We start from the raw sequence: 20,198 nt of genomic DNA on the forward strand, positions 1-20,198 counted from the left end.
CTTAGTGCGCTACATAATTGGCGGTAGCCGCTTCCTTGAGGACGCGGCTGGTGTTCAGCGTTGTCCCGGCGCTGCCGGAACTGGCGACACCGGTTTCGTGGGCCATACCGACCAGGCCGACGGCAGCCTGGGCATCGCCCGCACTGGCAGCACGTTCAAACAGGGCCATGGCTTCCCGGCGCTTGGAGGGATTGGACAGGTAGCGCAGCGCCAGCTCGCGCTGGGCCACTGGCGACCCTTGATCGGCCCACTCCTGCAGGCGGCGTTCGGCAGCTGGTTGGCCGTTAGGGCCGATTTGCATGGCAGCAGCTTCAATCACCGATGACGATGGAATTGCGTCTTCCTGAGCCTGGCAGGCGATGAGTGCACCGATGAGCACCAGCACCGAAGATACCAATACACCAGACTTGTTGAATAATTCCATAAATTTAACATCCTTGATTAAAGCTTGGCCACCGGTCACCGATGGGCCACGATGCGCTGCACCATTATACTTGCGCCTGGGCAAATTGTCGATTACGCAATAGCATGCAAAATGCAATCCAAGACGCAGCATTCTACAAAGTCGCTGCAAACCGTGGCGCACGCTCTGACATTTGACAAGCTTGCCGACCCAGACTTCAGTTGCTGGCGATATTAGCATGAAGAATTTCTACCGCCCGTTCTCAGATGGCGAATGGGGGTAACAATTGTAACCATTCGTTAATGGCCAAAATAACCATGCGCAGCCTGCTCCTGCTGTGCAATGCAGCAAAAACAGGGCTTCATAAATCGTGAATGATAGAGGTGGGTACTACACGCCCTGAGGCATATTACGTTGCAGCCAGTCATCAGCATTGCGTAATACCAATTGATACTCGGATTCAAGCGTGGTCAGCAAGGGAGGGATGAGCTCGGTATGTTGTTCGGCAATCGCCTTTTCCAATGACAGCGAGGCCGTCACCAGGCGCTTGGCGCCCAGCGTACCGATGGAACCGCGCAGCGTGTGCAGGATTTTGCCCGCATCGGCCAGGCGCTGCTCACGCAAGGCCGTCGCCGCCAGCTCAATCGGCGCCATGCGGGGTGCGACAGCGTCGCGGACGATTTTCGACACCACAGCCAGCGCCTTATCGTCATTCCCCATATATTTCAACAACATATCGACCGAAAAGATGCTTTCTGCGGAATTGGATGGAATGGCGTCGGTCATGCGGTACTCCGGGGACAGGGTTGTCATTATCCTATCATACGCCTTGGTGGCGCCACCCCAATTACTGTTGCCCGTCGTGAAATTGTTGCGACAAAGTTTGCAACGGCCCATGCGCGCTCGCCGGCACCGTCCCGCCCGGTGGTGTCACACGTACAGGCTGATTGACGGTGTTGGCCGCATGCAACACATTGTCCGCGATGCCGGGCGCCGCATTCCAGACCGGTGCATCCAGCCCCTCAAAGACGCTCTTCAACTGCTGGCCCCAGGTGTTGCGTATCATCTGGAAGTACGCATTACGGTCATCAATTGTTACAAAATGGGTCAGCGCCAGCTGATCGCTCTCATATACCAGCAGGTCCAGCGGCAGGCCGACCGACACATTCGAGCGCAGCGTTGAATCCATGGAAATCAGCGCACACTTGGCCGCGTCATCAAGCGAGGTGGCTGGTGTGACCACGCGGTCGATGATCGGTTTGCCATACTTGGCTTCTCCGATCTGGAAATAGGTGTTCTCGTCACGCGCCTCAATGAAGTTTCCGGCCGAATAAATCTGGAACAGCCGGCAGCGCTCGCCCTTGATCTGGCCGCCGAAGATCATGCTGACGTTGAACTCAATCCCGAACTCCGACAGCGCCTGCGCATCGCGCGCATGCACCTGGCGCACCGCCTGGCCCAGGATGCGCGCCGCCTCATACAGATTCGGCGCGGTCCAGATGCTATGGCCATCGTCGGTTTTGAGCTCTGCCACCAACTGGCGTATCGATTGCGAGATCGACAGATTCCCCGCCGTCATCATCACCATCAGGCGCTCGCCGGGTATTTCAAACACGCTCAGCTTGCGGAACGTGCCGACCTGGTCCACACCAGCATTGGTACGCGAATCGGATAAAAATACCAGCCCGGCATTCAGGCGCATGCCCACACAATAAGTCATCGTCGCACAGTTTTAAGATGGTTAATCGAGGTTATCCGGCTCATTGCGGCACGATCTGTACGTCCACACTCAGCGACTCGGTACCGCCGCCGCGCCGCACGCCGCGCACAGGTGCAGCGCCGTCGTAATCGCGGCCTATGGCGAGGCGGCAATAGGCATCGGACATCAGGCGCGCATGGGTGACGTCGATGCTGACCCAGCCCGCATACCCCTTGTCATCGGCCCAGGCATCCACCCAGGCATGGCTGGCAGCATGGCCGGTATTGCCTGGATCGATATAGCCGGACACATAGCGCGCCGGAATCCCGTGCGCGTGGCAGCAGGCCAGGAATAAATGGGCATGGTCCTGGCACACCCCCTGGCCCAGGGCGAGCGCGTCGCTGGCCGTAGTGGACACCGCCGTCGCACCGCTTTGATACCGGACTGCACCAAAGATGTGCTCGGCCAGCGACATCAGATCCCGCGTCATCGCCTGGCCGTCCGGCAGGCAGGACGCTGCCAGCTCCTGGATGCCGGGCGTGGCGGCGGTCAGACGTGTCGGCACGGTAAAGATCAGCGGCGATTGCGTATCGCCGGCCGGCACACGCCCGCGCTCGGGCGCCGTGGTTTCCACCACGCCCGTGGCCACGATCGACAGCGTCTGATGCGGCGTCTCCATGGTCATCATGTGCGACAGATTGCCGTAGGCGTCGGTATAGGCGTGCAGATGGCCCGGCGCCGACAGCTGCCAGGACAGCACATGCTGCTGCGGTTCAATACGCGGCGTCAGATGCAGCTGCTGGATGGTGTAGGCCAGCGGCAAACTGTAGGTGTAGCGTGTTTCATGCCGGATGGTCAGTTGCATGGAAGGGCCTTTCGCTTATGCCGCCAGCGGCACCAGGAAATCGCGGCTGACGCGGTTGCCCAGTTCGTAAATATCCGCCAGGAAGCGGGTCAGGGTATCGTGCAGGCCCTCGGCCAGGATGTCCTCGATCTTGCCGAATTGAAGCTCCGCGCGCAGACGTCCGGCAAAGCGCTCGGTATCGGCCGATACATCATTCCGCACCTCGTGCAGGTTCTGCACCACTTCGTCCATGCACGCCAGCAGCGAGCGCGGCATGTCAGGGCGCAGCATCAGCAGCTCGGCGATGCGGGCCGGCGTGATGACATCGCGGTAGACCTTGCGATAGATTTCGAAGCCGGAAACCGAGCGCAGCATCGCGCCCCAGTAGTAAAAGTCGCGCTGGCTCATGCTTTCGCCGCTCTCCGGCGCGCCGCTGTGGTATTTGACGTCCAGGATGCGCGCCGTGTTGTCGGCACGTTCAAGAAAAGTGCCCAAGCGGATGAAATGCACCGCCTCATCGCGCAACATGGTGCCCAGCGTGACGCCGCGCGACAGGTGGGAGCGGTACTTGACCCATTCGAAGAACTTGCTGGGATCGGTTTCCAGCAAATCCGTTTGCAGCCGGCGCTGCATGTCCAGCCAAGTCTGGTTCTGGATCTCCCAGACTTCGGTGGTCAGCGTGCCGCGGACAGCGCGCGCGTTCTCCCGCGCCTGCGTCAGGCAGGCAACAATCGACGACGAGTTACCGGGATCGCGCACCATGAAGTCGATCACCTCGCGTCCTTCGAGCGACTGGTATTGCTGATCGAACGCGTATTGCAGCTCGGAGATGCCGAGCAGGGCACGCCAGCCCTGCGTCTGCTCCTGCACCGATTGCGGCAGCATCGAGGTTTGCACGTTCACATCCAGCATGCGGGCGGTATTTTCAGCGCGTTCGGTGTAGCGCGCCATCCAGAACAAATGGTCGGCAGTGCGGCTCAGCATGGCATGTCTCCTTATCGTTCCAGTATCCAGGTGTCCTTGGTGCCGCCGCCTTGCGACGAGTTCACCACCAGCGAACCTTCCTGCAAGGCCACGCGCGTCAGGCCGCCGGGCACCATGGAAATGGTCTTGCCGGACAGCACAAAGGGACGTAAATCGATGTGACGCGGGGCAATGCCGTTTTCCACATAGGTCGGGCAAGCGGACAAGGCCAGCGTCGGTTGGGCGATGTAACCGTCCGGCCTGGCAATCAGGCGCCGGCGGAAGTCTTCGATCTGCGCCTTGGTCGAGGCGGGGCCGACCAGCATGCCGTAGCCGCCGGCGCCATGCACTTCCTTGACCACCAGCTCGGGCAGATGCGCCAGTGTGTACTCCAGCTCTTCTTTCTTGCGGCACTGATACGTCGGCACATTGTTCAATATCGGCGCTTCCGACAGGTAAAACTGGATCATGTCCGGCACATAGGGATAAATCGACTTGTCGTCGGCCACACCGGTGCCGATGGCGTTGGCCAGCGTCACGCGCCCGGCGCGGTAGACCGACAGCAGCCCCGGCACGCCAAGCGAGGAGTCGGGCCGGAAGGCCAGTGGATCGAGGAAATCATCGTCGAGACGGCGATAGATGACGTCCACCCGCTTCGGCCCGCGCGTGGTACGCATGAACACCGTGTTATCGCTGACAAACAAGTCCTTGCCTTCCACCAGCTCGACACCCATCTGCTGCGCCAGGAAGGCGTGCTCAAAATAGGCGGAGTTGTACATGCCCGGCGTCATGACCACCACCGTGGGATCGTTGATGCCCATGGGCGCGACCGAACGCAGGTTATCCAGCAGCATGTCGGGATAATGGTCGACCGGCGCAATCTTGTTGCGCGCGAATAGCTCCGGGAACAGCCGCATCATCATCTTGCGGTCTTCCAGCATATAAGACACACCGGACGGCACGCGCAGATTGTCTTCCAGCACGTAGAATTCGCCCTGGCCGGCGCGCACGATGTCGACGCCGGCGATATGCGCGTAAATGTCGGACGCTACATTAATCCCTTGCATCTCCGGCCGGTACTGCGCATTGCGGTAGATCTGCTCGGCCGGAATGATGCCTGCCTTGATGATGTTCTGCTCGTGATAGATATCGTGGATAAACATATTCAGCGCCTTCACGCGCTGCACCAGCCCGGTTTGCAGCTGCTTCCATTCAGGCGCTGGAATAATGCGCGGGATGGTATCGAAGGGGATCAGCCGCTCGGTGCCGGCATCGTCGCCATACACGGCAAACGTGATGCCGACGCGGCGGAAGGTCAGATCCGCTTCGGCGCGCTTGCGTTCGATGGTTTCCGCCGACTGGCGTTGCAGCCAGCCGCAGAATTCGCGGTAGTGTTCACGGACGTCGGCGCTGGCTGTGTGTGCCAGGCCGTCAACAGTCATTTCATTGAAGAATTTTTCCATATCGAACATTCCCAGTTGAGCACACATATCCTTCTATCAAGAAGTGTGCCAATGGAAATGCCCGGTTTTGGTGCATCAGCGCGAATCGGCCAATGCCTGTTGTCGGTAGCGCTCGATCAGGCCGCTTTCGCGCATCTTTTTCAACACCACGCCGAGCCGGCCTGCCAGATCGGCGTGTTTGCGGTTCAGATAGCAATAGACGGCGCTCCGCTCGATGACCGAGGCCTGCCGTATGCCAAGGTTGCGGAATTCGTCCGACGACAGCAAGGGTTCCACCACCTCGATATTGTCCACGTACACATCGATGCGTCCCAGCGCCAGTTTACGCAAGCCCAGCTGTGCGCTGCGTACGCTGGTCAGATTGGCGGCGGGAACCACGGCGGCCAGCTTCTTGCCCATGACCAGGTAGCCAGCGCGGTATTCAACGTGATAGCGGGTATCGCGCAATCCCTCCCAGCCGGCGGCGGGTGTGATGTCGGTCCGATGGACATAGCTGGCGGTGGTCACAAACATGGTGGGCTCCGGCACGCGCACCAGCACCTGCTGCATCTCCTGGTATTCCAGGTTGCGGACCATTTCGCCGTCGACATTGCCGGCCAGCGCTTCGGCGGATGCGCGGCTGGCGGGGTAGTTGTGGATTTCCAGCGTGACGCCGAGCTGGCGGAATGCCTCTGTGTAGATCAGGGTCAGCCATCTGGCGGCGTAGCGGTCAGCCTCCGTGACCAGCCCGGCCAGGACAATGCGCTGCGGCGCCGGCGCCGCGTACACCAGGCTGCTTGCGGCAGTGGCCGCCGTGACCATGAGAAAACGCCTGCGCCGCATGGCGGCCCCTGTCTCCAGATGAATTATGGGGCAAGTATAGCAACTTATTGCGTCAGATCGATTTGCCAGAAACCATTGGCTGTTTCCTTTTTGCGCGCCGCCAGCGTCGGCGGCAAGCTCACTTGCAGCGCCGCCAGACGGGCCGGGTCGATGAGTACCGTCGGCGTGCTCTGGCGCAGAATCGGCAGCACATCCGGCTTGGTGTGGCGCTGCAGGATTTTGGCCGCCTGCGTGCCCGCCAGCTGGCCGACCTGTTTGAAATCCGCGCCCACATACAGCGCTGCGCCCGGTACGCGGACCATGGCCAGCGTCACCACCGGCACCTTGTTTTCAATGCCAAAGTCGCCCAGGTCCATGGCGGCCTCGTAGCGATGCAGACCGTAATAGGTGTCCAGCGGGACGGCAAACATTTCGACGCCGCCCGCATGCAGCTCCTTGAGCGAGGGCGCGATATGGTCTGACTTGTTGACCAGCCGAGCGCTCACTTCGAGCCCCAGCGGCTTTCCTTTCACGGTGGCCGCCGCCACGTTGGCAACGCCATTCTCATCATCCGTATGCACCATGCCGATCCGGCGCACGGACGGAAACACATCCTTGACCAGCTTAAGGCTGTCGGTCATATCGGTGTACAGCGTGGAGCCCGTGGCACCTTCGCCCGCGTCCACCAGCGACACGCAGCCCGCATCCTCGGGATTGGCCACTGCCGTGAACACCAGTGGAATATGGGCATCCGCCATCATGCCGCGCGCATACTTGGTGGCGGGCGTGCCGATGGTCAGCACCAGATCCGGCTTGGCCTCGACAATGCGCGAGGCTTCCTGGCGGATGCGCAGCAGCACGCCGAGCTTGCTCCAGAAGCCGCCGTTCTCGACGTCGAAATCAATCGTGGACTTATGCACGCTGAGGTTTTTGCCATCCACCAGGCCGCTGGCTTGCAGGGACTTGAGAAAGCCATTCAGCGCATCGCGATAGGGTTCGATGTCGGTTACCTGCAGCACCTCGACCTTGAACACGCGCGTGTCGTCCATGGTTTCAGCGGGCAGCGGTTCAAAAGCGTGGGCGGGGAGCGCTGCGGCGAGCGCGAGGAGGGCAGTAGCGAAGGTTTTTTGCATGGCTGGTCATAGCGCTATCGATGCAGCGATTAAACCAGAGATGCCCGCCAGGCATGCCGTCTATCGCATGCCTTGGCGAGCCAATATGTGCGCCGGTAAAGCCAGCGTAATTAGTAGTTACCGCGGTTACGGGCAGGGTCGTCGCTCAGCGTACCGGACGAACCGGCGGTGCCGCCGATATTACCCGTGCCGCCGGTGCCGATACTGCTGCCGTAGCCAGGATCGCTTTGCAGACTGCCGCTGCTGGTGCCCATCACGCTGCCGCTGGCGGTCACGCCGCCTGGCACGTTCTGGCTGGTGCCATAGAAGTTGTGGAGCTGGCTATTGAATTCGGCGCTGGCCATATCCGGCCAGTTGTCCTTGTCAAAGCCCGGTGCGTTTTTCAGATGGTCCTTCGAGACGTCCAGCAGGAAGCGCTTGTTGGCGGTGTCCAGTTGCAGCGCTTGCCATGGCACGGCAAACAGCTTGTCGCCCATGCCCAGCCAGCCGCCGAACGACAGCACAGCGTAGGCCACCTGGCCATTGCGCATGTCCAGCATGATTTCCTTGATATCGCCGAGGTCTTCGTCCTGGCGGTTGTACACATCCTCGCCGATCAGCGTGTCCGCGCCCATCAGACGTGGGCCGGGGCCGGTGTCCTCATCGCTGCGGTAGATGCCATAGGTGTCGCGGTCCAGGTAGCTCATGATAGTGGTCTCCAATTGGTTAATAACGCCCCGCGTCAGTGGACGTGGTGACAGCGCTAATGATGCGTTCCGCGCGATAGTTGAGGTATCGGTGCGCGTGCAGTGTCGGTGTAGGACAGGGACTAGTTCCGCAGGAACCAAGCGCGCAGTGATAAACTATCGCCCTCGCTGATTTGAAAGACCCGTATGGCTGTACCTCAGGAACTGCGCGCCCGCGCACTGCATTGCTTGATCGAAGCCGATCCGGACGCCAAGGTGGCGGCTGTGTATGCGATGGCGGCAGCGGTGCAGGAGGGCGGCTGCACGCCGGATCCAGCCGCCGAACTGGCGTCGTCGGCCGCCATTCCCGGCCGCCCCGACAAGCCGGAACTGGTGCCGCCGCTGAAAGTAGGGCGACGCTCCATGAACACCACCGAAGGCCGCGCCATGCTGATACACGCGCTGGCGCACATCGAGTTCAACGCCATCAACCTGGCGCTGGACGCCATCTGGCGCTTCCCAGGCCTGCCAGCCGCGTACTACACGGACTGGCTGCAAGTGGCCCGGGAAGAGGCTTACCATTTCTCACTGCTGGACGCACACCTGAAAAAGCAGGGCTACCGCTACGGCGATTTCAGCGGCCATGGCGCGCTGTGGGAAATGGTAGAGAAAACCTGCGACGATGTCCTGGCCCGCATGGCGCTGGTGCCGCGCACGCTGGAAGCGCGCGGCCTGGACGCCAATCCGCCACTGCGCGCCAAGCTGGCCCAGGCCGGCGACCAGGAAGCCGCGGCCATCCTCGACATCATCCTGCGCGACGAGATCGGCCACGTGGAAATCGGCAACCGCTGGTACGGTTACCTGTGCCGCCTGCGCAGCCTGGAACTGATGCCGACCTACTATGAACTGGCACGCCAGTACAATGCGCCGACCCTGCGTGGCCCCTTCAATCTGGAGGCCCGCCGCCAGGCCGGTTTCACCGAGAGCGAACTGGAAGCGCTTCAGGCAGGCGCCCAGACGCTGGCCGTCACGCCCGATACCTGACGCCGCCGCGCGGCCAGCGCCAACCGGATAAACACCAGTGCAAAGCACACCGCCGCAATATCGACGCCGTAAGCGTGGCCCGGCAAGCCACGCCACAGCGTAGCGGCCGGGATCAGCAGCGTGGCAAGCGCCGCAAACCACAGCAGTTCAGCGCCGGCCCTGGCCGCACCGCGCCAGAACGCCCATCCGCAGCACGCCACAAATACCGTGTAGTACAAAGGCATATGCCATTCAGCGTGCAGCAGTTTGGCGGCGGCGATAATCACGGAGATGCCGGCCATGCTGCCGACGCAGACACCGACCGTGCCGGCAGATAGCCAGTAGGCGGCCCGCGTTTGCAGCACCGGTTCGCCGCCGCGCTGGTTCTTGCGCCGGGTTTCAATCCACAGCAGATTACCGGTGTAGAACAGCACAGCGCCGCCCAGTCCCAGCGCAAGGTAGGCCCAGCGCACTGGCTCACCGGCAAAGGTCCCGAAGTGAAGCGAAAAGGCTGCCGATACCGGCTCGGTCCAGCTATTCTGCTTGCCCGGGAAGTAGGACGTGTCCACGATCTGGCCGGTGACTGGGCTCATTAGCAGAAAGCCTTCACGGCGCAGCATGAAGCGGGCATCGTTGCCGCTCACGCGCACCGTGGCGCCCACGGTGCCGGGTGCGCGGTACTGCATCGAGACCGGCTCAAACTCGGGCGCAAAGTCACGCACGCGCGCCAGCAGCTCCTGCGGGGACAGCATGTCGGCCGGCTGTTTGTCCGGCCTGACCGCGTTATTCGGACTGGAAGCCTTCATGATCTGTGCCATATTGCCGTTGTAGACCAGCTTTTCCTGAATATCGTAGATCTTGTCATGTAGCCCAAAGATCATGGCGGTCACCGCAATCACGATATGGAACGGCAGGCTGGCGATGCCGATGGCGTTGTGGGCGTCAAGCCACATCCGTTTGAGATTTTTCCCGACGCGCAGCGCAAAGAAGTCCTTCACGAGCGATGGCAGCAGAATGATCGTGCCCGACACCAGTGCCACGGCATATGCCAGGCTGACCAGGCCCATGATGAACTCCGTGACCTCCGCATCGCCAGGCAAGCCGCCCGTTCGGTGCAGATGATCGATAAATTGCGCCAGGCCGGAAGGCTTGGCCTGCACGACACGCAGGCTGCCATCTTCGGTGTAGTCCGCAGTCCAAGGCTGGCGGTCGCCGCGTCCCTTGGTCCAGGTGATGCGTGCCGGGATCTGCGCTTCATCGTGCAAATGCAGCGTGAATTCCTTGCGCGCATCGGTACGCGCAGCCAGCGTCTCCTTGATGAGCTGCGGACTGCGGTCCAGCGGCGACAACGCTGCACGCGCAGGCGACGCCGCCCAGCGTGACAGCGGTTCTTCAAACATCGTCAATGCGCCCGCGTAAAAAGCGATGAACAGCACAAAGCCGCAAACGATGCCGGTCCAGGTATGGACGGATTTATAGATGCGTATGATATCGGCGCGCATGGCGAACCTCAGGAAAGGAATTGGCGACAGGCCGCCAGCGCGGCCGCAGCCAGCACGGTCGCGCCGCCCAGCCAGCGCCAGGCCTGCGCGCCGCTACGGAAGAAAAACACGAAGGACATGATGGCCGCCCACACCGGCGCCGTCACCCACATCGTGGTCTGGAACTTGTTCGGCGCACCCGGGCCGCCCGGCGTCAACCAGGCAAACAGGCCGCTGAACAGCAGCGACAGCACACATCCCAGCAGCATCCCCGCCAACGATTTGCTGAACCAGTCCTTGCTCATCGCTCGCTCCTCAGCTTGCGCCATGCGGCCAGATACGGCAGCACGGCAAACAGGATCATGGTCAATGTGAGTACGGCAAACAGCGCGGTCGCAACGTGTGCCTGCGTTAGCCACAGCAGCAGCGAAACGGCCAGTGCCGACCACGCGGCAGGCCGCGCCACACCTGCAGACAGGGCCTCGCTGCGCCACTGCTGGCGTGGTGCCGCCAGATAAAACAGCACCGCAGACAGCAGGTTAAGCGCCACGGCCAAGGCAATCACTCCGCTATGCATGCTCACTCCAGGAAGAATTCCAGCCCGCGCGACAGCGCCGGGAACAGGGCTGAACCATGATTTTCCCGAGGCAGCTCAATGAAGCGCACACGTTCCAGGTTGTAGGCAGAGCGTTGCGCATCCAGCTGCGCGGCCAGGTCCCTGGCCTCATCCACCATGCGTTTCTGCGCTAGCAGCGCGGAACGGTCGTTGGGCTTGGCCGACGCTGGTGCAGGCGACTGCTCCAGCTCCCCAACGGTCAGCAGCACGCGCGCCTTTTGTGCACGTGGTGTGGACAGACCTTTTACTTCGTTCAGCACATAGCGGTCCGCAAACCAGATCGACGGGCTGGCCGCGATATAAGTCTGGAAAGCGGCCGGCCGCGTGAACAAGGCATGCAGCGTCAGCATGCCGCCGTAAGAATGGCCGAACAAGGCCTGGCGCTGCGGATCAACCGCCACGCCAGCCTGTATCACGGGCTTCAGCTCCTGCTCGATAAAATCAAGGAACAGATCCGCGCCACCTTCGCCTTTGGCCGCCTTGCCGCCTGCTGGCGGCGTGTAGTCACGCGCACGGGCTGCGGTATCAAAGTCTTCTCCACTGGCGTAGCCGATACCGACCACCACCGGCGCGTGCAGACCAGTCACCTTGCTGCGGCGCGCGACAGTGCGCGCCATCAGCGCCACGCTCGGGAAAGCGGCATTGCCATCCAGGACGTAGATTACCGGGTGACCGCCTGCCGGCGCTGGCGTTTCCGGCACGCTGATGAAGATGCGATAGCGGTGTCCCGTGCGGGCAGACGCCAGATCCAGCTGTCTGGCCTGCGGCAGGCTGGCGGTCTGCCAGTCTTGCGCAGGCATGGCGGCGAGAGCGGGCAGCATCGCGCCGGCCAGCAAACCCGCGCCAGTGCGAAGGAAGGCGCGGCGCATCAGAAGTCCACCGAGGCGGACAACTTGTACACGCGGCCTGCGCCTTGCGTTACGTAGCCATCGTTGAAGGAACCAGCCCAGTAGCTCTTGTCAGCGACGTTGTCCACGTTGGCGCGCAGCTGCACCAGATGGTCCTGGACGCGCAGGCTGTAGCGGGCGCCCAGGTCCAGGCGCGTCCAGCTATCGATCTGCTGCGTATTCAGGCTATTGACCCACTGGCTGCCCGTGTACACCACGCGGGCATTCACGATCAGGCCATTCACGCCTGGAACAGTCCAGTCGCCGCCCAGGTTGGCCTTCCATTTTGGCGTGCCGTAGATGGTTTTTCCGGTCAGCGCCACAGTCGAAGCCTTGGTCATCTTGGCGTCAGTATAAGCCGCGCCGCCCAGCAGGCGCAGTTGGCCGCCGATCTCGCCAAAGGTGTTCCACTCGACGCCGCGATTGCGCTGCTGGCCATCGTCGTTATACGTGTTGGAAGCCGTATCCTTGACCATGCTGGGGCGCTCGATCTGGAACACGCTGACGGTATTGCCATAGGCGCCCTGGTCCCACTTCACGCCGCCTTCCAGCTGCTTGCTTTTGTACGGGGCAAACACCGTGCCAAAATTCTTGGCCGTGGTGTCGGTAACGGTGCCGCCCTGACTCAGGCCTTCGATGTAATTGGCGTAGAGCGCCACCGATGGCGACCATGGCTTCACGACGATGCCCACGGCAGGCGTCAGCGCGCGCTTGTCGTACAGCGTAGGCGTGCCAGTCAGCGTGCGGGTTTTGACTTGCTGTTCGCGTGCGCCGAGGATGAGCAGGACCTTGTCATCGGCGAAGGACAATGTGTCGGCCAGTGCGACGCTGCGCAGCGCGGCGTCGCTGACCTTAGGCGCAGGACCGGGATCAGGTGCCAGCGCCGGGTTGACCGGGTGGTAGATATTGGAGCTGTAGTTGGCGCTGGTGTTGACCGTGGCCCGGCCGGTATCGAATTCGAGCGAGGTGTAGCTGGCCACGACCTGGTGCTTGACAGGTCCTGTGACGAAGCGGCCACGCACACCGATTTCACCCGAGGTGGTATCGGTGGTGCCACGCTGATTGAAAGTATTACCGACATAGTCACCAGCCGCATTGCGTATCGCCGCGCGGGTACCATTGATATAGCCTTCGTAGGTGTAGCTCAACTGCCCCAGTGCCGCGTAGGCAGTGATGGCATCATTGAACTCATAGCTGCCGCGCACCGCAACAGCATCGTTGGACAGTTTGCCGTGGATGCCGCGCAGCAGATTGGTGCCGGTCTTGGGCGGCGCGATCACGCCGGTGGATGGAAAGGACGCCATCCACGAGCTGCCATTGTCGATATTTTCACGGTTGGTGTAGGCATCCAGCGCGAGGTTCAGCTGCGTGCCGCGATAATCCAGCGCGATGGCCGCCAGCGTGCGTTTCTTTTTCTGATCGTCGACGCCGACCTTGCCGTCGCGGTAACCGCCGTTGAAGCGCACGCCATAGCGGCCGTTTTCACCGAAGCGCTGTCCCGCGTCCAGATGCACGCCGAACTGTGAGCTGGAGGTGTAGTCGGTTGTCAGGCGCAGCAGAGGCTTGTCCTCGGCACGCTTGGGAATCAGGTTGATCACGCCACCCACGCCGCCCTGTGGCGACATGCCGCCCAGCAGGGCGCCCGGACCTTTCAGCACTTCCACGCGTTCGATGAACTCCGTCGGTGCGTGACCATATGGCGACAGCCCGTACAGACCGTTAAAAGCCAGGTCTTCGCCGCCGACTTCAAAGCCGCGAATGCTGAAGTTTTCGTAAATGTGGCCTTCCGACGTGGTGAAGCGTACCGAGGGATCGTTCATCAGCACCGCGGCGACAGTCGACGCCTGCTGGTCTTCGATCAGCGCCGCCGTGTAGCCGGTGGTGTTGAATGGCGTGTCCATGGTGCTGGCGCTGCCCAGGATGCCAAGCTGCGTACCGCGTGCGACCTGGCCGCCGGCATAGGCGCGCGGCAGTTCGTCGGCCAGCAGGGTGGAGTTGACCGTCACTGGCGCCAGCGCCTGTTCGCCACGCAGAGGCGCGGCGGGTGCAGCTGCGGCGGCCGGCTTGGCCACCAACACGTAGCCCGCACTGGTGCGCGCAATGGCATAGGGCGTATCGCGCAGCAGGGCGTTGAAGCCTTCTTCCACGCTGTAGCTGCCTTTAAGGCCTGCGCTGCGCAGTCCCTGGATCTTGTCCGCGTCCAGCGCGATGGCGGCGCCGGATTGCTGGGCGAAGCGGTTCAGGGCGTCCGACAGCAGGCCGGCCGGGATGTCATACTGCGCCGCCGCGCTTTGCGCATAGGCGTTGCCAGCGGCGCTTACCGCGATCGCGCCGGCGAATGCCAGGCGCAGGGCGAGGCTCAGGGGAGCCAGTTTGGTACGTGCTTGATGATGCATGGATTCTTCTTTCCGTTGGTCTGATTTGCGTGCTTACATAGACCATGACGCGCCAAAAACGCGAACCGGAACTCGATATTGAAAATATTTTTTACTTCGATGGCGCCGCTGGCGCATCCACCAGCACCACATAAGGCGTGATGGTGCGGATACGCAGTACCGGGAAGCTGTTGAGCAGCAGGTGCAGGGCGCGATCCGTGTCATCCAGCGGCAGCACCGCGCTGACCCGCATGGCCGCAATCTGGCTTGCATCGTAACGAATCACGCCGCGATGATGGCGTGCCAGTTGATCCAGCACCTCGGCCAGCGGCCGGTTTTGCACCACCAGCTGATGATCGCGCCAGGCGTCGGCGATGCTGCCCGCATCGACGTGGGCAACCGGCCCCACGCTGTCCGGCGTAATGCGGACCTTTTCGCCGGCAGCCACCACGGTGGCCAATGCAGGACGGCCAGCCGCACGAACTTCCGTTTTTGACTCCAGCATCGCCAGCTCAGTGGCGTGTGCGCCGCGTTCAACCGTGAAGCGCGTGCCCAGTGCGCGTATGCTGCCGTCTTCCGTCTGCACGAAGAATGGTCGCGATGGATCGCGTGCCACATCCACCATTATCTCGCCTTGCAGCAGGCTGACCACGCGCTGGCCCTCGCTCATGTGGATGTTGACGGCGCTGCCGCTACTCAAGGTGAGCTGGCTACCATCGGCGAGGATGCGCGTCTGCCATTCGCCAGCGCCGGTGCGCGCATCCGCCAGCAGCAGCGACGGCTGTGTCAGAGGCACGCCCAGGCTGAGCGCACCAGCCGCAATGGCAACCGCGAGCGCCGTCACGGTGCGTGCAACCACTCGCTTGCGCGATGCGCGTCCTGCGCTGGTCAGGGCGGCGCGGGCGGGGCGGCCTTCATGGGCGTCGAGTTGTCCAAGCATGGCTTGCATGCGCAGCGCGGCGGCGGCGTGGCGGGGATCTTCCTGTTGCCAGGCTTCGAAACCGGCGCGCGCCTGTTCGCGTTCGGCCTTGTCGTCAACGGTCAACGAGACGATCCATTCGGCCGCTTGCCTGCTGATGCGGTTTTGCTCCGGGCTTACAGGCATGACTGGCCCACAGCCTCGTCGCAGCCAAGCAGCGCCTGCACCAGGTACTTGTGCACCATGCGGGTTGAGACACCCAGACGCTGCGCAATCAAGGCGTGCGGTTCGCCGTCGAGGAAATGCATCAGGAAGGCATCGCGCGCGCGGGCGGACAGCTGCTCCAGCGCGTAGGCGATACGCTCCAGCGACTGCACCGCCTGCAGCACTTCCTCCGGCGACGGGAAGCAGGGCAGTTGTTCCGCAAGCAGTCCCAGCTCCGCCAGATAGGCCTGCTCGACCGCCTGACGCCGGCCGCGGTCCACCAGCAGCCGCTTGGCGGTGGTGGTCAGAAAAGCGCGCGGCTCATCGAGTTGCGGCAGCTTGTCGCCGACGGTAATCAGGCGCAAAAACGTGTCTTGTGCAACATCGGCCGCGTGATGCCCGCAGCCCAGACGTTTGCGCAGCCATCCCAGCAGCCAGGCATGGTGCTCGCCATACAGCGATGCCATGTTCTGTTGCAGTGGATACCTCGCGCTTGTCATTCAGGGTTCAAATGCTAATAAGAATTATTCTCATTCTATCCTGAACTCAGCCAAATACGCAACACTGTGACATTTGGATATCTTTTTACTATGTTCGATAGCGAACAATAGAGATTTTCTCTTGTCGAGGAGTTAATAAAATGCACAAGCTCAAAACGCTGCTGTTTGCCGTGCTGGTGAGCGTCAGCCAGCTAGCGCTGGCAACACCGGACTGCGATCAGGATATGTCCAGATTAAAGACCTCGGACAAGGTGGAATGCGCGCGCCTGGCATCCATCGAGGCCCAGCAGGCGAAGAAAATGCTGGAGCAGCGCCTGGCCAACTACATCAACAGTATTAACTCGCTGCCCGAGCGCAGCCGCGATCGCGCATTGATGGCCGACCGGGCGCTGGAAGGCAAGAAAGTACTGGAAAATGTCACTACCGCCTCGACGGAACTGGACAAGGCCTACGAGAAGATCCGCAATGCAGAGCTGCAGTTGAAAGCCACGCCCGGCTACGTCTCGCTCACAGATACCGAGATCGCCAAAGCCAGCGAACTCGCTCAGCTTGCCAAAAAGGCGATCGAGCTTAGCAAGTGCGCGGATCAAGAACTGGAAGACAGCATTGTCAGCTTGGCCGACGCAAAGACGCCAGAAGCCAAAAGAGCCGCGCTGATCGCGCTAAGCCTGCACAACAAGGATGCGGCGGCAAAGAAAGACGCTGCGGATCAGGCCAAGGCCGACATGCTGGCCAGCGTCATCAAACTCGCCAAAGCTGAAAAGGCGGCCTATCTGCCCGCCGACAAGGACATGGAGACACAGCTGGATCAGGTCTGGACCCAGAACTGGAGTGCTGTTGCCGCCGCCAATGACATGATGCTCAAGCTGATGCAACCGGTCGATGGAAAATCCACCACCGCCGGCGTCGCTTCACCAGGCAAAAGCGAGATGCTGCGCGAGCGCGCATTCCTGACCTTCATGGAAAACCATCCCCTGCTGAACTCGGAAGTCAGCGGTTCTGGTGTGCAGATCAGCAGCACGGGCGGCGAGGGGACGGTCGCCGTCAAATATGTGCTGCAATGGGAACGCACCAGCAACCAGCGCCTGGCGGTAACGGTATCGGCGCCGTTCAGCAAGGATGACAAACACAAGGTCGTCAACAACAGCGTCCTGCTGGACAAACTCAGCAATGACACCCGGATCAAGCTCGATTACACAAAAATTGGTGGCGAAGCGACCGCGCCCATGCTGCCTGGCGGCTACCATCTGTGGGGCGGTAGCGGTGAACTGGGCTATCAGGAGTTCTCCTACTACGACAAAAAAACCGCGTTTGCCGATCCCAACAACCCGGTGGCCACCCAGACGCATAACAAGTCCTATACGCTGGCAGCGTATGCGGGCTTTGCACCGAAAGACTGGGACACCTTGTTCCTGCTGCGCTATGCCCATCAGTACAAGCGGGATGGCGCGGACAATACAGTGGTTTGCCCGGCAATGGCCAAGGACGCAAGCTGGGTGGAATGCAACAGCCTGCCTTTGGGCGAACCGGCAGGCAAGAAGTCCAACACCGTCAGTGCCGAGGCGCGCTACCAGTCCAAGTTCCTGGCGTTTTCCACCATTCTCAGCTACGACCGCACCAACAAAATACGCTCGCTTGCGATTCCGATTTACCTGCCGTTCAACCTCGGCCTGGGCGCCTATAACAGCAATCAGCCGCAGTTCACCGCTGGTGTGATCGCTGGTTGGCGCAGCGACACCAGAGGTTCCCTGGGGTTCTTCGCCGGCATGCCGTTCTCGCTGGTTACGCCGGAGTGATGACGGGGCTGGCTGGCGCCGACATGCGGCGGCGCTGGTCGGCATCGGCCGCCGCGTTCAGGTCCGGCGGGAAGTCGTCGACGTGCACCGACAGGTCGGTATAGCGCGCGAAGTCAGACATGGCGCGGCGTTCTTCCGGCGTCATTACACCCTGTGCGGCGGCATCGGTGATCCAGCGCTCCATCTCGGGCAGGCTTTGCGGGATGGGCTGCAGCTTGCCCGATTTGACCGCCGGCTTGAGACGGTGCTCGATGCCTTCCACCATCGCCAGCAGGCCGAATGCCAATTCTCCGCAGGCCACCGGATCGCGCAGGTCATCGGCCAGGAAGCTGCCGGCCAGCAGCCGTTCGCGGGCATCGCCATGGGTCTGCATGGCTTGCGCCACCTGGGCGCCCAACTTGTCCGACGGCGCCTCATACGGCAGACCAAACGGGAATACCAGCAGGCGCGTGAAGGCGGCGGCAAACCGGTTCGGGAAGTTCTGCAGCACGCCATCCAGCGCCAGTTGGGCCTTTTGCAGGGCGTCCTGAATCGACCAGTGAACATAGGGCGCGTCGGCTTCCTGCCGGCCTTCGTCTTCATAGCGCTTCAACGTCGCGCTGATCAGATACATCATCGACAGCGCATCGCCGAGGCGCGACGAGATGCGCTCGCGCCGTTTCAGGTCTCCGCCAAGGATGAACATAGACATATCCGTCATCAACGCAAAGCAGGTGGACAGGCGGCTGACGGCGCGGTAATAGCGTGCCATCTCGCCGGGGGCCTTGTCCGGTGCGGACGCAGTGAGCCCGCCCGTCAAGCTGTACCACACAGCGCGCAAGGCGTTCGCGCAGGTAAAGCGCATGTGGCCGAAGAAGGCGGCGTCGAAATCCAGCAAGCCTTTGCGCTGGTCGCTCTCGGTGGTGGAGCGCATTTCTTTCAGCACGTAGGGATGGGCGCGTATCGCACCCTGGCCAAAGATGATGAGGCAGCGCGTGAGGATATTCGCGCCTTCCACCGTAATCGCAATCGGGATTTGCTGGTAAGCGCGCGCCAGGAAATTGGATGGTCCCATGCAAATGCCCTTGCCGCCCAGGATATCCATGCCGTCGTTGACGACCGCACGGCCGCGCTCTGTCACATGGTATTTGGCGATTGCCGAGATGACGGCAGGCTTTTCTCCCAGATCGACGGCCAGCGCCGACAGCCTGCGCGCTGCATCCATCATGTACAGATTGCCGCCCATGCGGGCCAGCGCTTCCTGCACGCCCTCAAACTTGCCAATCGCCGTATTGAACTGGCGCCGTATCGCGCAATAGGCGCTGGTGCCGCGCACGGCCAGCTTGGCAGTCCCCACGCTGGCGGAGGGCAGCGAAATGGAGCGGCCTGCGGCCAGGCACTCCATCAGCATGCGCCAGCCTTTGCCGATTTTCTGCGGCCCGCCGATGATCCAGTCCATCGGAATGAATACGTCCTTGCCGCTGGTGGGGCCGTTCTGGAATACCGCATTCAGCGGCCAGTGACGGCGGCCTATCACCACGCCAGGATGGTTGGCCGGGATCAGCGCGCAGGTGATGCCTGGCGTCGAGCCTACGGGCAGCAGACCGTCCGGATCGACCACGCGGAACGCCAGGCCGAGCAGGGTGGCGATCGGTCCCAGCGTGATGTAGCGCTTGTTCCAGCTCACGCGCAAGCCCAGTACCTCGCGGCCTTCGTGCCGGCCCATGCACACTACGCCGGTATCCGGTATCGCTGCGGCGTCCGAGCCTGCATAAGGACTGGTCAACGCGAAGCAGGGGATCTCTTCGCCCTTGGCCAGGCGCGGCAGATAGTAGTCTTTCTGCTGGTCGGTGCCGTAATGCAGCAGCAGTTCGGCCGGTCCCAGCGAGTTGGGCACCATGACCTGCACCGCCAGCGCCGAGCAGCGCGTGGACAGCTGCATCACCACCTGCGAATGCATGTAGGCAGAAAACGCTTTGCCGCCATACATCTTGGGAATAATCATGCCAAGGAAGCCTTTGTCGCGCGCAAACTGCCACGCTGCCGCCGGCAAGCCTTGCCACACCTGGGTCGCTTCCCAGTCATCCACCATTTCGCATAACTGGCGCACTTCGTTATCCATGAAGGACTGTTCTTCCACGCTCAGTGCCGGGCGCCGGATCTGCAGAAATTTGTTCCAGTCGGGACGGCCGGAGAACAAATCGGCATCCCACCAGGTGGTGCCGGCTTCCAGCGCATCGCGCTCGGTATCGGACATGGCCGGCAGGATGCGTTTGAACAGTGCGTAAAGATGCGGGGTGACCAGGCTGCGGCGCAACGGGCCGTAGGTGAACACGAGAATGATGGCGGCCAGAACCGCTGCGATTATCCATAGGATCATATTGATCTCCTTTTTGTTAATCGGACGATAGCGCGCTTGCTCTGCGGTTACTGTGCGGTTCCGCACG

The 20,198-nt window shown here is 61.8% G+C and carries 19 protein-coding genes; 2 read left to right on the top strand and 17 right to left on the bottom strand.

The features are described 5' to 3' along the window. Position 1: 1 nt before the first annotated feature. From GTP58_RS07885 to GTP58_RS07925, 9 genes are all read right to left on the bottom strand, one after another. Positions 2 to 424 carry a hypothetical protein gene (locus tag GTP58_RS07885; RefSeq protein ID WP_161076930.1) on the bottom strand — a complete coding sequence of 141 codons (423 nt, stop codon included), beginning with the start codon at positions 422 to 424 and terminating at the stop codon, positions 2 to 4. Positions 425 to 793: 369 nt separating this feature from the next. Then, positions 794 to 1,216: an Hpt domain-containing protein gene (locus GTP58_RS07890; protein ID WP_229215459.1), complete on the bottom strand. Its 423-nt coding sequence runs from the start codon at positions 1,214 to 1,216 to the stop codon at positions 794 to 796. A gap of 34 nt (positions 1,217 to 1,250) precedes the next feature. Next, a complete protein-coding gene (locus GTP58_RS07895; RefSeq protein WP_161076931.1) occupies positions 1,251 to 2,123 on the bottom strand; it encodes a proteasome-type protease in 873 nt (290 codons plus the stop codon). 40 nt (positions 2,124 to 2,163) lie between these two features. Further along, on the bottom strand, positions 2,164 to 2,967 hold the full coding sequence (locus GTP58_RS07900; protein WP_161076932.1) for a transglutaminase family protein: 804 nt from the start codon (positions 2,965 to 2,967) through the stop codon (positions 2,164 to 2,166). A 15-nt stretch (positions 2,968 to 2,982) separates the two neighbouring features. Beyond that, the gene (locus tag GTP58_RS07905; protein ID WP_161076933.1) at positions 2,983 to 3,930 is read right to left on the bottom strand and encodes an alpha-E domain-containing protein; all 948 of its coding nucleotides are present in this window, start codon (positions 3,928 to 3,930) and stop codon (positions 2,983 to 2,985) included. 11 nt (positions 3,931 to 3,941) lie between these two features. Next, positions 3,942 to 5,372, bottom strand: a complete 1,431-nt coding sequence (locus GTP58_RS07910) for a circularly permuted type 2 ATP-grasp protein (RefSeq protein WP_161076934.1) — start codon at positions 5,370 to 5,372, stop codon at positions 3,942 to 3,944. Positions 5,373 to 5,447: 75 nt separating this feature from the next. After that, positions 5,448 to 6,194 (bottom strand): ABC transporter substrate-binding protein, encoded by a 747-nt coding sequence (locus GTP58_RS07915; protein ID WP_161076935.1) that lies wholly within the window; start codon positions 6,192 to 6,194, stop codon positions 5,448 to 5,450. Positions 6,195 to 6,238: 44 nt separating this feature from the next. Beyond that, complete coding sequence (locus tag GTP58_RS07920; RefSeq protein WP_161076936.1) at positions 6,239 to 7,306, bottom strand: ABC transporter substrate-binding protein; 1,068 nt, start codon at positions 7,304 to 7,306, stop codon at positions 6,239 to 6,241. Positions 7,307 to 7,416: 110 nt separating this feature from the next. After that, positions 7,417 to 7,992, bottom strand: coding sequence for a PRC-barrel domain-containing protein (locus GTP58_RS07925; RefSeq protein ID WP_161076937.1), 576 nt, complete (start codon positions 7,990 to 7,992; stop codon positions 7,417 to 7,419). Positions 7,993 to 8,178: 186 nt separating this feature from the next. Between GTP58_RS07925 and GTP58_RS07930 the strand changes: the two genes are divergently transcribed. Continuing rightward, positions 8,179 to 9,015 carry a ferritin-like domain-containing protein gene (locus GTP58_RS07930; RefSeq protein ID WP_161076938.1) on the top strand — a complete coding sequence of 279 codons (837 nt, stop codon included), beginning with the start codon at positions 8,179 to 8,181 and terminating at the stop codon, positions 9,013 to 9,015. Here the strand turns inward: GTP58_RS07930 and GTP58_RS07935 are convergent. From GTP58_RS07935 to GTP58_RS07965, 7 genes are all read right to left on the bottom strand, one after another. Beyond that, positions 8,973 to 10,496, bottom strand: a complete 1,524-nt coding sequence (locus GTP58_RS07935; RefSeq protein ID WP_202413514.1) for a PepSY domain-containing protein — start codon at positions 10,494 to 10,496, stop codon at positions 8,973 to 8,975. The genes GTP58_RS07930 and GTP58_RS07935 overlap by 43 nt on opposite strands. Before the next feature lie 8 nt (positions 10,497 to 10,504). After that, complete coding sequence (locus tag GTP58_RS07940) at positions 10,505 to 10,780, bottom strand: hypothetical protein (RefSeq protein ID WP_161076939.1); 276 nt, start codon at positions 10,778 to 10,780, stop codon at positions 10,505 to 10,507. Continuing rightward, positions 10,777 to 11,052: a hypothetical protein gene (locus GTP58_RS07945; protein ID WP_161076940.1), complete on the bottom strand. Its 276-nt coding sequence runs from the start codon at positions 11,050 to 11,052 to the stop codon at positions 10,777 to 10,779. The genes GTP58_RS07940 and GTP58_RS07945 overlap by 4 nt, the downstream gene beginning before the upstream one ends. A 2-nt stretch (positions 11,053 to 11,054) precedes the next feature. Then, positions 11,055 to 11,960, bottom strand: coding sequence for an alpha/beta hydrolase (locus tag GTP58_RS07950; protein WP_161076941.1), 906 nt, complete (start codon positions 11,958 to 11,960; stop codon positions 11,055 to 11,057). Further along, positions 11,960 to 14,374: a TonB-dependent receptor gene (locus tag GTP58_RS07955; protein WP_161076942.1), complete on the bottom strand. Its 2,415-nt coding sequence runs from the start codon at positions 14,372 to 14,374 to the stop codon at positions 11,960 to 11,962. The genes GTP58_RS07950 and GTP58_RS07955 overlap by 1 nt, the downstream gene beginning before the upstream one ends. Positions 14,375 to 14,465: 91 nt before the next feature. Next, positions 14,466 to 15,458: a FecR domain-containing protein gene (locus GTP58_RS07960; protein WP_161076943.1), complete on the bottom strand. Its 993-nt coding sequence runs from the start codon at positions 15,456 to 15,458 to the stop codon at positions 14,466 to 14,468. After that, positions 15,449 to 15,943 carry a sigma-70 family RNA polymerase sigma factor gene (locus GTP58_RS07965; RefSeq protein WP_229215460.1) on the bottom strand — a complete coding sequence of 165 codons (495 nt, stop codon included), beginning with the start codon at positions 15,941 to 15,943 and terminating at the stop codon, positions 15,449 to 15,451. Before GTP58_RS07965 ends, GTP58_RS07960 begins: the two co-directional genes overlap by 10 nt. A gap of 173 nt (positions 15,944 to 16,116) precedes the next feature. On the opposite strand from GTP58_RS07965, the gene GTP58_RS07970 reads away from it, so the two are divergent. Beyond that, positions 16,117 to 17,772, top strand: coding sequence for a hypothetical protein (locus tag GTP58_RS07970; protein WP_161076945.1), 1,656 nt, complete (start codon positions 16,117 to 16,119; stop codon positions 17,770 to 17,772). Here the strand turns inward: GTP58_RS07970 and GTP58_RS07975 are convergent. Beyond that, entirely contained in the window at positions 17,759 to 20,131 is a 2,373-nt protein-coding gene (locus GTP58_RS07975; protein ID WP_161076946.1) for an acyl-CoA dehydrogenase, read from the bottom strand. The genes GTP58_RS07970 and GTP58_RS07975 overlap by 14 nt on opposite strands. Positions 20,132 to 20,198 lie beyond the last annotated feature (67 nt).

It is taken from the genome of Duganella sp. CY15W (assembly GCF_009857555.1).
Classification (GTDB): Bacteria; Pseudomonadota; Gammaproteobacteria; order Burkholderiales; family Burkholderiaceae_D; genus Rugamonas; species Rugamonas sacchari.